Here is a 12,146-nt window from a genome sequence, read left to right as displayed (position 1 = left end):
TATACAGGGAGCGGCCGTTGAGTCCACGCTGAGGGGCGGTGAGGCCGGGATGCGCTGGCGGAGCACGATGCCGTACGCGGCGGCCGCGCTGGTCGCGGTCCTGCTGGTCGCGACCACGCTGGCCGGCCGGGGCGAGCAGGCCGACGCCGGGTTCCTGCACGGCCGTCAGCTACGGCTGATGGCGCCGGCCGCGCCCGGCGGCGGCTGGGACCAGACCGCGCGCGAGATGCAGGCCGCGCTGCGCGAGACGGCCGGCCGCACCGAGGTCTACAACGTGGCCGGCGCGGGCGGCACGATCGGGCTCAGCCAGTTCGCCCGGTACGACGGCGATCCGACCCAGGTCATGGTGTTCGGCCTGGTCATGGTGGGTGCGATCGAGAGCGACGACGCGCCGGTGCGGCTGGACCGGACCACGCCGCTGGCCCGGCTCACCACCGACTACGAGGTGCTGGTGGTGCCCGCGGACTCGCCGATCCGGAGCCTGGCGGAGCTGACCGACCGGATGCGGGCCGACCTGCCGTCCGTCTCGTTCAGCGGCGGCTCGGCCGGCGGCGTCGAGCAGATCCTGACCGGCCTGATCGCGGGCGCGATCGGCGCGGACCCGGCCCGGGTCAACTACGTGGCCCACTCCGGCGGCGGCGAGGCGCTGGCCACGCTGCTCTCCGGCCGCGCCACCGCGGGCGTCTCCGGCGTCTCCGAGATGATGTCCCAGATCAAGGCCGGTACGGTCCGGCCGCTCGCGGTCTCCAGCGCGCAGCGGCTGCCGTCGCTGCCGGACGTGCCCACGCTGCGCGAGGCCGGCGTGGACGTGGAGTTGTCCAACTGGCGCGGCGTGGTGGCGCCGGACGGGATCAGCCCGGAGGACGAGGCCGCGCTGGAGAAGCTGATCACGGACATGACCGCGAGTGCGGCGTGGCGGCAGACGCTGGAGGACCGCGGCTGGGGCGACGCCACGCTCACCGGACCGGAGTTCGAGCGGTTCCTCGAGGACGAGCAGCGGCGCGTGGCGGACGTGCTGGCGAGGATGGGACTGGCATGACGGCACCCGAGGAAGAGGCCCCGGACCGGGCCGGCGAGGAGCGCGCGGGCCTGCTGCTCGGCCTCGTCATGATCGTCGGTGCGGGGGTGGTGCTGGCCGACGCCGCCACGCTGCGCGGGGGTGGCGGGCCGGTGGGTCCGGCGGCGGCCCCGGCACTGGTCGGCGCGCTGCTCGGCGCGCTCGGCGTCGCTCTCTGCGTGCGGTCGCGCGGCGCCCTTCGTACCATGTCGGCTCTTCGGGAACGCTCGGCGCGACTGGGCCGCCTGGCGGCACTGATCGCCGCGTTGATCGCGTTCGCGCTGCTGTTGCCGTTCGCCGGCTGGACGCTGTGCGCGACCGGGCTGTTCACGGCCGCGGCGTGGCTGCTCGGCGCGCCGCACCCGACGCGGACCGCGGCCTACGGGTTCGCGCTGGCCGGCACCGTGTTCCTGATCTTCGACGGCCTGATCGGGCTGATCCTGCCGGCCGGACCGTGGGGGTTCTGACGTGGACGCGCTGCTGACCGGGTTCGCGGACGCGCTCACGCCGGTCAACCTGCTCTGGGCGCTGCTCGGCGTCACCATCGGCACCGCGGTCGGCGTGCTGCCCGGCATCGGCCCGGCGCTGACCGTGGCGCTGCTGCTGCCGGTCACGTTCCGGCTGGACCCGGCCGCCGCGCTGATCCTCTTCGCCGGCATCTACTACGGCGGCATGTACGGCGGCTCCACCACGTCCATCCTGCTCAACACGCCCGGCGAGAGCGCGTCCGTGGTGACCGCGCTGGAGGGCAACCGGATGGCCCGGGCCGGCCGGGGCGCCGCGGCGCTGGCCACGGCCGCGATCGGCAGCTTCGTGGCCGGCACCATCGGCACGATCGCGCTGAGCGCCGCGGCGCCGCTGGTGGCGGACATCGCGGTCGGGTTCGGCCCGCCGGAGTACGTGGCACTGATGGCGGTGGCGTTCGTGACCGTCAGCGCGCTGCTCGGCCCGGACCTGATCAAGGGGGCCGCGAGCCTGCTGATCGGCGCGGCCGTCGGCCTGGTCGGCATCGACACGCTCACCGGACAGCCGCGCCTCGACTTCGGCCTGCCCGCGCTGCTGGACGGCGTCGACGTGGTGATCGTGGTGGTCGCGCTGTTCGCGCTCGGCGAGGCGTTCGGCCACCTGATCGCGGGCACCGGCGACAGCCGGGTCATGCCGGTCGACGGGCCCGCGGTGCTGTCCCGCGAGGACTGGCGCCGCTCCTGGCCGGCCTGGCTGCGCGGCACCGCGATCGGCTTCCCGATCGGCAGCCTGCCGGCCGGCGGCGCGGACGTCCCCACGTTCCTGAGCTACGCGCTGGAGAAGCGGCTGTCCCGGCGCTCGGACGAGTTCGGCCGCGGCGCGATCGAGGGCGTGGCGGGTCCGGAGGCGGCGAACAACGCGGCCGCGGCCGGCGTGCTGGTGCCGCTGCTGACCATCGGCCTGCCCACGTCCGCGACCGCTGCGGTCATCCTCACCGCGTTCCAGTCCTACGGCCTGCAACCCGGCCCGCAGCTGTTCACCGAATCCGGCGATCTGGTCTGGGCGCTGATCGCCAGCCTCTACATCGGCAACGTCATGCTGCTGGTCCTCAACCTTCCGCTGGTACGCCTCTGGGCGCGCCTGCTGACCATCCCCGCGTACGGCATCTACGCCGGCGTGCTGGTCTTCGCCACGCTCGGCACGTTCGCCGCCGGCGGCACCACCACCGACCTGCTCATCCTGGTCGCGCTGGGCCTGGTCGGGCTGCTCATGCGCCGCGCCGGCGTCCCGGCCGCACCCGCCGTGGTCGGCCTGATCCTGGCGCCGCTCGCGGAGCAGCAGCTGCGCCGTGCGCTGGCGCTCTCCGACGGCGACTGGACCATCCTCGTCTCCGGGCCGCTCACCGTCACGCTCTGGATCGTGGCGATCCTGGCGCTGCTCGCCCCGCCCGCCGTCGCGCTGCGCCGCCGCCTCGGCCGGAACCGTCCGGCCGCCACCGACGACTGAATCGCTTTCCCTAAACCCGCCCGGTTTCGGGTCGATGTGGCGTTTGCTGTGTCGTTCACGGGCGAAGGGCCTGTCTGATGAGTCAAGTCGCGGAACCGCGCCGGGGTAACCTCCTCACCCGGCTGGTGGCGGACACGAACGTGCGGACCAAGATCTTGGCCTCGTCCGTCGTGGTCATCGTCATCACGATCCTGGTCGGGGTGCTGAGCGTGCAGCGCATGTCCGCGCTCAGCAGCCAGCTAAAGGACATGAAGAACGAGCAGGTCGCCGGCATGGCCGAGCTCACGACGATCCGGCAGGGCATCGGCGCGATGTACCGCGCCATGATGCTCTACTCGCTCTACCCCGAGGCGCAGAAGCCCACCGCGGTCGAGGAGACCAGAGCCGCGGACACGGTGGTCGACGACGCCTTGGGCCGGTACCAGGCGCTGAACGTCGGCACGAACGCCAGCGAGGAGCGCACCGCGGCGGTGGAGGCGTTCAGCGCCGGCCGGGATGACTACCGGAACCTCCGGGACGTGACCTACTTCGGCGAGGCCGCGCCGGCCGGCTTCACGCCGCCGTCGGACGTGGCCGCGGCGTACGGCGAGGCCGAGCAGGCGATGACGGAGGGCCTGAACCGGATGCAGGCCGTCGAGTCGGCGGACGCGGACCGGGCGGCCGCGGACTCGCAGGCCTCATATGAGAGCGCCCGGACCATCCTGATCGCGTCCGTGCTGCTCGGCCTGCTCGCCGCGCTCGGCGTCGCGCTGCTGGTGGCGCGGGCGATCACCCGGCAGGTGCAGAGCGTCGGCGACGCGCTGCGCGCGATGGCCGCCGGAGACCTGACCCGGGCCGCGGAGGTACACGGCCGGGACGAGATCGGCGCGATGGCGATCGCCACGAACGAGGCCCGCGAGGGGCTGCGCGAGACGATCTCCGCGCTCTCCGAGAGTTCCCGCACCCTGGCCGACGGCGCCCGGCGGCTGTCCGCGTCCACCGAGCGGATCGCGTCCAGCGCGGCCGAGGCCGCCAGCCAGGCGGACGTGGTCTCGAACGCGGCCGGCGAGGTCTCCGCGAACGTGTCCACGGTCGCGGCCGGCTCCGAGGAGATGGGCGCCTCGATCCGCGAGATCAGCCAGAACGCGAACGACGCGGCCCAGGTCGCGGCCGAGGCGGTCGGCGTGGCGAACCAGACCAACGACACCATCGCGAAGCTGGGCGAGTCGTCCGCGGAGATCGGCAACGTGGTCAAGACGATCACCTCGATCGCGGAGCAGACGAACCTGCTGGCGCTGAACGCCACGATCGAGGCGGCCCGCGCGGGCGACGCGGGCAAGGGCTTCGCGGTGGTGGCCGGCGAGGTCAAGGACCTGGCGCAGGAGACCGCGAAGGCGACCGAGGACATCTCCCGCCGGGTCGAGGCGATCCAGGCGGACACGCAGAGCGCGGTCGAGGCGATCGGCGAGATCAGCCGGATCATCGCGCGGATCAACGACTACCAGTTGACCATCGCGTCCGCGGTGGAGGAGCAGACCGCGACCACCGGCGAGATGAGCCGCAGCGTCGGCGACGCGTCCGGCGGCACGTCGGACATCGCCAACAACATCAACGGCGTGGCGGACGCGGCCCGCGCCACCACGGAGTCGCTGGTGGAGGCCGGCGAGACGGTCGCGGACCTGAACCGGGTGGTGAGCGAGCTGGAGACGGTGGTCGGCCGCTTCCGGGTCTGATCCGGCGGCGGTTCGTGAGGGCTTGTCCTGGAGGGCACCCCTGAGAGCGATCTCTGCGGTAGCGTCATCGACCGCCGACGATGCTGACATTCGCTCTCAGGAGGTTGTCGTGCCCCACCAATCGAAGCTCTCCCGGCGTTCCGTGCTCGGCCTGACCGCGGCCGCCGGCGCCGCCGGTCTCGCCCTGCCCGGCGTCGCGCACGCGGGAACCGCCCAGGCCCGGGTCGCCGCCGCCCGGCAGCGCGTGGTCGTGATCGGCGGCGGCGTGGCCGGCGTGTCGATGGCCTGGCTGCTCGACGGCCAGCACGACGTCGTGCTGCTGGAGGCCGGCGCCGAACTGGGCGGCCACGCGCGGTCGATCGACGTCACCATCGGCGGCGCGCACATCGCCGTCGACGCGGGCGCGCAGTACTTCGGGCCGAAGAGCCACCCGACGTACTGGAAGCTGCTGACCGAGGTGCTGCACGTGCCGACCGTGCCCGCGCCGATGAACCTGACCGTGAGCAAGCGCGGCGTGACCCGCCCGGTGCTGGTCTCGCCGGACAGCAACCGGGTGTGGCCGCTGTTCGACCCGCTGTACTGGGGCGCGCTGGTGTCCATGGCGTCGTTCACCGACCGCGGCACGCAACTGCTGGAGAGCGGCGACCGGACCACCAGCGCCGAGGACTTCATCAACTCGCTGCCGGTGATGCAGTGGGTCCGCGACGACCTGCTCTTCCCGCTCTGCGGCGCGATGTTCGGCTTCTCCGTGCCGCAGGTCAAGGAGATGTCCGCGTTCTCCGTGCTCGCGTTCGTCATCCGCGGTCTCGGCGACGGCTTCCTCGCGCCGTACGACTACCACAACGCGGTGGACGGGCTGCGCGCCGTGGTGGCCGCGCTGAGCACCGGGCTGAGCACGGTCACCACGCACGTGAACTCGGCCGCGACCGGGCTGTCCCGGCAGGGCGAGGTCTATCACGTCACGGACAGCGCCGGGCGCACGCACGTGGCCGACCACGTGGTGTTCGCGCAGCCGCCGTACGCGGCCGGGCCGCTCGTGGGGCAGCTCGCCGGCACGTCCGGCCTGGTGTCCACGTACAACCGGTTCCGCTACATCCCGGCGCGGGTCGCCATCCACGCCGACCCGGCGTACATGCCGGTCAACCGCCAGGACTGGTCCGGCTTCAACGTGCTCACCGACGGGCCGTACTGCGAGCCGTCCATGTGGTACGGCGCGTTCCGGGACGTCTCCGTGTTCAAGAGCTGGGTGTCGCACCGCGCGCAGCTGCCGGCCGAGACCATCGCGACGTTCGACTACCTGCACGCGCTGGAGACGCCGGACCTCGCGCCCGCCCAGGCCGCGCTCGCCGGCTACCAGGGCACCGAGCGCCTGTGGTTCGCCGGCGCGCACACCGTGGACGTGGCCAGCCAGGACAGCGCGCTCGTCTCCGCGATCTCGATCGCTAAGCGGCTCGCGCCCGCGTCGGCGAACCTGGCGCGGATCGCATAGGGCGTGTCTGGTGGATCTCGTCGAGCCGAGGCGAGGTCCAGGTGTCGTCTGGGTGTGCGGCGCGGAAGTCCGCATACCGGTGTTGTATGTGGGCTTCCGCGACGTGCGGCCAGGCGGCGCCTGGGCCACGCCGCAGGCCGGCGAAGATCCGCCAGACTCGCCCTAGTACCAGCCGGCGGCGTTGGAGTGCTCGAGGGCCGCGCACGGCGTGCCGTAGCGGCCCTTGATGTACCCCAGGCCCCAGATGACCTGGGTGACCGGGTTGGTCTGCCAGTCGTCCGCGACCGACGCCATCTTGCTGCCCGGGTTCGCCTGCGCGATGCCGTACGCCTCCGAGGTCGGGTTGTCCGCCTTCGGGTTCCAGCCGCTCTCCCGCGTCCAGAGCGTGTCGAGGCAGCCGAACTCGGAGACGTCGAAGCCCTGGCCGACCATCACGGAGCAGCCGGTCTTGCGGTGGCCGGAGTAGGACGAGCAGGAGGACGGGACCGGGCCGTCGTACGGCTTGATCGCCGCGTTGGCCCGGTCGCGCTCGGCCTGGGCGGCGGCCTCCTCGGCCTCGGCCTCCGCCTTCCGGCGGCTGACCGCGTCGTTCGCGGCGCGGGCGCGCTTCGCCTGCTCCTCGGCCATCGCGGCGGCGCGCTTGGCGGCCTCGCGCTCGGAGTCGTGCAGCGCGGCGCGAAGCTCCGTGTACTCCCCGTGGCGCTCCTTGAGGTAGAGCTCCTCGGCGCGGTTCGCCTCCCAGGCGGCCTGCGCGGCGGCGGAGTCCTCGGCCTGCGCGCGGTCCCGGTGGAGATAGACGCCGCCACCGACGCCGGCGATGAGCACGGCCACCGCGGCGGACTTGCCGACCAGCGACTTCACGTGAGGAGTTCCTTCCGCTCGATGGTTGCGGACGCTACCACGATGCGAGAAGTTCTCTTCTGCTCCACGGAGCGCGACCATCGGGGTTGACGGACCGACGTTCATCGATCAGGCTCAGCGTTAGAGAGCGCTCTCCCGGATCCGTCCCCGCTCTTGGAGTCCTCATGTCCATGAAACGAAGACTGGCGGCGGCGTTGCTGCTGCTCGCCGGCCTGCTCGTGGCCACACCCGCCGAGGCCGCCCCCGTCCTGCTCTCCCGTGGCAAGCCCGCGCTCGCCTCGTCCGTCGAGGGGGAGGGCACGCCCGCCGCCGCGGCCGTCGACGGCGACGCCGGCACGCGCTGGGCCAGCGCGTTCGCCGACCCGCAGTGGTTGCGCGTCGACCTCGGCGCCACCGCGACGCTGGACCGCGTCGTGCTCACCTGGGAGGCGGCCTACGCGCGCGCCTTCCAGCTCCAGACCTCGCCCGACGGCAACACCTGGACCACCGTGCACACGTCCGCCACCGGCACCGGCGGGGTCCAGACGATCACGATCAACGGCACCGGGCGGTACGTCCGGATGCTCGGCACCGAGCGGGCCACCGGCTACGGGTACTCGCTGTGGGAGTTCGAGGTCTACGGCAGCACCACGACTTCCGGCGGCGGCGCCAACATCGCGGCGTTCAAGCCGGTCGCGGCCTCCTCCTACGAGGGCGGCAACGCGCCCGGCGCCGCGCTGGACGGCCGCACCACCACCCGCTGGTCCAGCGAGCACGCGGACAACCAGTGGATCCGCGTCGACCTCCAGGGCACCGCCACCATCACCGGCGTGGTGCTGAACTGGGAATCCGCGTACGGCACCGGATACCGCATCGAGGTGTCGAACGACGCCGCCACCTGGACCACGATCTACAGCACCACCACCGGTCGTGGCGGCGTGGAGACGCTGGCCGTCTCCGGCACCGGCCGCTACCTGCGGCTGACCGGCACCGCGCGGGCCACCGGCTACGGCTACTCGCTGTGGGAACTCCAGGTGCTCGGCACGGTCGACGCGTCCGGCAGCGCGCCGCCGCTGCTGTCCGGGCCGACCCGGCCGCCCGCGACCACCGGCCAGTTCGCGCTGACCGCACCGGCCGACCAGGCACTGATCACGGACACCCGGCGGCCGGCCTTCTCCTGGGCCGCGGTCGCCGGCGCCACCCGCTACCAGTTGTGGATCAACGTCAGCCGGACCGACTACGACTTCACCGCGTCCGGCAGCCTGCTCGACGTCTACACCCGGGTCGCGGAGGTGAGCGGCACCAGCTACACGCCCACCTGGGACCTGCCGGACCGATGGACCTACCGCTGGTACGTGACGGCCGGCTCGACCACCTCGCAGATCCGCACGTTCGGGCTCTACCGGCCCACGCTCACCCCGATCGCGGACGGCGTACCGGTGATCAACGGGGCGCGGGACGCGAACCGCAGCGGCGCGATCGACGTCTACGAGGACTGGCGCCGCCCGGTCGAGGCGCGCGTGAACGACCTGCTCGGCCGCATGACGGCCGAGGAGAAGGCGTACCAGATGTTCTACAACGCGCAGGCGTACCCCCGCTCGGGGTGGCACTTCGGCCCGTCCGAGGCGCCGGACCTGCACCGCGAGCTGCTGGCCTCCACCGGCACGCGGCTCGGCATCCCGTTCGTCTCGGCCGGCGACACCATCCACGGCTTCAAGACGACGTATCCGTCGCAGAGCGCACTGGCGGCCGGCCGCGACTACCAGCTGCAGTACAAGCTCGGTGACATGCAGCGGCGGGAGCAGGTCGAGCTGGGCACCCGCGGCGTGCTCGGGCCGCTGGCCGAGGTCGGCACGAAGGCGCTCTACCCGCGCATCCAGGAGGGCAACGGCGAGGACGCGTACGTGGCGGCCGCGCAGGTCCGCGCGCTGGTCGCCGGGTTGCAGGGCGGTCCGGAGCTGAACCCGTCGTCCGTGCTGGCCACGGTCAAGCACTGGCCGGGCGAGGGCGCGGGCGGCGAGCAGCTGATCGTCTACGACGGCGTGACGATCAAGTACCACATGATCCCGTTCCGGGCCGCGATGGAGGCCGGCGCCGTCAACATCATGCCGGGGTACGCGGGCAGCTCGTTCCTGGACCCGGGCGGCCCGGGCGCCGGCGACAGCGCCCCGATCCTCGCCTACCTGCGCAACAACCTGGGCTTCACCGGCCTGATCACCACGGACTGGCTGCCGTCCGGCTCCTGGGTCGGCGCGGCGAGGGCCGGATCCGACGTGATGGGCGGCGCGGACCCGGGCGCGGCCGGCTTCTCCATCGGCACGTTCCTGTCCCAGGTGCCGGCCGCCCGGATCGACGACGCGGTCCGGCGCGTGCTGCGGCTGAAGTTCCAGCTCGGACTCTTCGAGAACCCGTACGGCGACCCGGTCAACGGCATCTACCGGGTGCACACGCCGGCCGACGCGGCGCTGGCCAACCAGGCCGCGCGCGGGTCGCTGACCGTGCTGCGCAACAACGGCGTGCTGCCGCTGCGGCTGCCGGCCGGCGCGAACGTGGTGGTGACCGGGCCGCGCGCGGCGGACACCGGGTCGTGCTGCATCTGGACCAGCTACTTCCACCAGGAGTACGGCTCACTGTCCACGTTCGACGCGCTGGCCGCACGCGGCCGGGCCGCCGGGGTGAACGTGCACCGGGACACCCATCCCGCGCCGAACCTGGCGATCGTCTCGGTGGGGGAGCCGTACTACACGCACGCGACGAGCTGGCCGCAGACCCAGCCGTACCTGCCCGCGGACCAGCTCGAGCTGATCCGGAGCTGGAAGGCGCGCGGCGTACCCGTGGTGGTGCTGCTGACCATGGCCCGGCCGTACGTGATCAGTGAGTGGCACGAGATCGCGGACGCCGTCGTGGTCAACTTCCGGGCCGGTGAGGAGGTCGGGCCCGCGCTCGCGAGCCTGGTCTTCGGTGACTTCAAACCCACCGGGAAGCTGCCGTGGCAGCTGCCGCGCACGCTCGACCAGGTGCTGCGGCCGGGCGGGCAGGACGTGCAGGCGGACGCGCGCGAGGCCTGGGACCTGCCGTTCGACCTCGGCGCCACGGACGCGCAGCGGGCGGAGATCCGGGCGCACATCGATGCCGGGCGGCCGGTGCCGTCCACCTACGGCAATCCGCTCTATCCGTACGGCCACGGTCTGACCTGGTAAGCGGCGGGTGATCCGGGCGTCCCCGACGCGCGTGGGGGCGTCCGGATCGTCCACGGGGCGGCGCGATGTCGTTCCGGAGGCTACTCTCACTTGTATGGAACTGGGACTGCACATCGCGGACTTCACCTGGGACGGCGGCGCCGCCGCGCTCGGACCGGCCCTCGCCCGGCACGCCCGCACCGCGGAGCAGGCCGGGATCACCCGGATCACCGTCATGGACCACTTCTGGCAGATCCGCGGCGTCGGGCCGTACGAGCACGAGATGCTCGAGGCGTACACCGCGCTCGGCTTCATCGCCGCCCACACCGAGACCGTGCTGCTGCACACGCTGGTCACCGGCGTGACCTACCGAGAGCCCGGCCTGCTGGCCAAGGCGGTCACCACGCTCGACGTGCTCTCCGGCGGCCGGGCCGGCCTCGGTGTCGGCGCCGCGTGGAACGAGGACGAGTCCAAGGGCCTCGGCTTCGCGTTCCCGCCGGTCGCGGAGCGCTTCGAGCGGCTGGAGGAGACGCTCCAGATCTGCCGGCAGATGTGGTCCGACTCCGAGGACGCCTACCAGGGCCGGCACTACCGGCTGGAGCGCACGCTCAACTCGCCGCAGCCGCTGCGCGCGCCCCGGCCGTACCTGCTGATCGGCGGCGGTGGCGAGAAGAAGACGCTGAAGCTGGTCGCGAAGTACGCGGACGCCTGCAACTTCGGCTTCGGCCCGGACGCGGCGCACAAGCTCGACGTGCTGCGCCGGCACTGCGACGACGTCGGCCGCGACTACGCCGAGATCGAGAAGACCACCATGTTCGACATCGACCCGACCAGCACCACCGAGGACATCGTGCGCCGGGCGAGCGCGGCCCGGGACGCGGGCTTCACGGTCACCTACGTCTACGCGCACGACATCACCACGCCGTCGAAGATCACCGACATGATGGGCGAGGCGCTGACCAAGCTCTGACCCGGCACCACCCGCTGTACCCTTGCGCCATGCACGTCTCCCCGCCCTCCACCGACGCCCCGCAGACCTCCGGAGCGCCGGTGAAGGGGACACGGGAGCGAATCGTCGAGGCGGCCGCGGCGCTGCTGGCCGAGGGGGGCCGCGACGCGGTCTCCACCCGGGCGGTCAGCGCCGCCGCGGGCGTGCAGGCGCCCGCGATCTACCGCCAGTTCGGCGACATGCGCGGCCTGCTGGACGCGACCGGCAGCTACGGCCTCGCCTCCTACCTGGCCGAGAAGGTCGCCATGCCGCACCACGACGACCCGGTCGACGACCTGCGTGCCGGCTGGGACCTGCACGTCGGCTTCGGCCTGGCCCAGCCCGCGTTCTACACGCTGATCTTCGGCAACCCGAGCCCCGGCTCCGAGCCCACCGCCGCCCGCCGGTCCGGCGAGATCCTCGCCGAGATCGTCCAGCGCGTCGCCCGCGCCGGCCGCCTCCGGGTCAGCGAGGAACGCGCCGCCCACCTCATCCACGCGGCCGGCCGCGGCATCACACTCTCCCTGATCGCCATGCCCGCCGACCAGCGCGACCTCACACTGTCCACCATGGCCCGCGAGTCCGTCCTCGCCACCATCGTCACCCCGTCCTCCCCATCCACCCCCGCCGCCACCGGCAACGTGGCCAGCGCCGCCATCACCCTCCGCGCCTCCCTCCCCGACCTCACCCCGCTCACCCCCGGCGAACGCACCCTCCTCGCCGAATGGCTCGACCGCCTCACCACCACCTGACCCGCCCGGGGCCCACCCACCCACCGGTCCCGCCCTCGGCCACCGGCCGGCGGTCACCTGCCGGTCCAGGTCTCGGTCGCCCGCCGGTTTTGAGTGGGGTCATCCGCCGGCCGGGATTACCGGCGACTGCCGGCCCCGGCGGGCGCTAACTCGCGGCC

General features: G+C 72.9%; 9 protein-coding genes. 8 read left to right on the top strand and 1 reads right to left on the bottom strand.

Features of this window, described 5'->3' with window-relative positions; genetic code table 11:
• Positions 1-49 precede the first annotated feature (49 nt).
• From J2S41_RS22825 to J2S41_RS22805, 5 genes are all read left to right on the top strand, one after another.
• Positions 50-1,039 (top strand): Bug family tripartite tricarboxylate transporter substrate binding protein, encoded by a 990-nt coding sequence (locus J2S41_RS22825; protein WP_310370314.1) that lies wholly within the window; start codon positions 50-52, stop codon positions 1,037-1,039.
• The gene (locus J2S41_RS22820) at positions 1,036-1,524 is read left to right on the top strand and encodes a tripartite tricarboxylate transporter TctB family protein (RefSeq protein WP_310370312.1); all 489 of its coding nucleotides are present in this window, start codon (positions 1,036-1,038) and stop codon (positions 1,522-1,524) included. The genes J2S41_RS22825 and J2S41_RS22820 overlap by 4 nt, the downstream gene beginning before the upstream one ends.
• 1 nt (position 1,525) lies before the next feature.
• Entirely contained in the window at positions 1,526-3,028 is a 1,503-nt protein-coding gene (locus J2S41_RS22815) for a tripartite tricarboxylate transporter permease (protein WP_310370311.1), read from the top strand.
• Between the two features lie 77 nt (positions 3,029-3,105).
• A complete protein-coding gene (locus J2S41_RS22810; protein WP_310370308.1) occupies positions 3,106-4,740 on the top strand; it encodes a methyl-accepting chemotaxis protein in 1,635 nt (544 codons plus the stop codon).
• A gap of 109 nt (positions 4,741-4,849) precedes the next feature.
• The gene (locus J2S41_RS22805) at positions 4,850-6,229 is read left to right on the top strand and encodes an FAD-dependent oxidoreductase (RefSeq protein WP_310370306.1); all 1,380 of its coding nucleotides are present in this window, start codon (positions 4,850-4,852) and stop codon (positions 6,227-6,229) included.
• A 162-nt stretch (positions 6,230-6,391) separates the two neighbouring features.
• On the opposite strand, the gene J2S41_RS22800 is transcribed toward J2S41_RS22805, so the two are convergent.
• Positions 6,392-7,090 (bottom strand): aggregation-promoting factor C-terminal-like domain-containing protein, encoded by a 699-nt coding sequence (locus J2S41_RS22800; protein ID WP_310370305.1) that lies wholly within the window; start codon positions 7,088-7,090, stop codon positions 6,392-6,394.
• A gap of 170 nt (positions 7,091-7,260) precedes the next feature.
• Between J2S41_RS22800 and J2S41_RS22795 the strand changes: the two genes are divergently transcribed.
• From J2S41_RS22795 to J2S41_RS22785, 3 genes are all read left to right on the top strand, one after another.
• Positions 7,261-10,269 (top strand): discoidin domain-containing protein, encoded by a 3,009-nt coding sequence (locus J2S41_RS22795; protein WP_310370302.1) that lies wholly within the window; start codon positions 7,261-7,263, stop codon positions 10,267-10,269.
• A gap of 94 nt (positions 10,270-10,363) precedes the next feature.
• Positions 10,364-11,218, top strand: a complete 855-nt coding sequence (locus tag J2S41_RS22790; protein WP_310370300.1) for an LLM class F420-dependent oxidoreductase — start codon at positions 10,364-10,366, stop codon at positions 11,216-11,218.
• Between the two features lie 29 nt (positions 11,219-11,247).
• Entirely contained in the window at positions 11,248-11,988 is a 741-nt protein-coding gene (locus J2S41_RS22785) for a TetR/AcrR family transcriptional regulator (protein WP_310370298.1), read from the top strand.
• Positions 11,989-12,146: the final 158 nt, after the last annotated feature.

The organism is Catenuloplanes atrovinosus (assembly GCF_031458235.1).
GTDB classification, from domain to species: Bacteria; Actinomycetota; Actinomycetes; order Mycobacteriales; family Micromonosporaceae; genus Catenuloplanes; species Catenuloplanes atrovinosus.
Note: the sequence above shows the minus strand (reverse complement) of the source record. Positions and strands in the feature narration are given on the sequence as shown.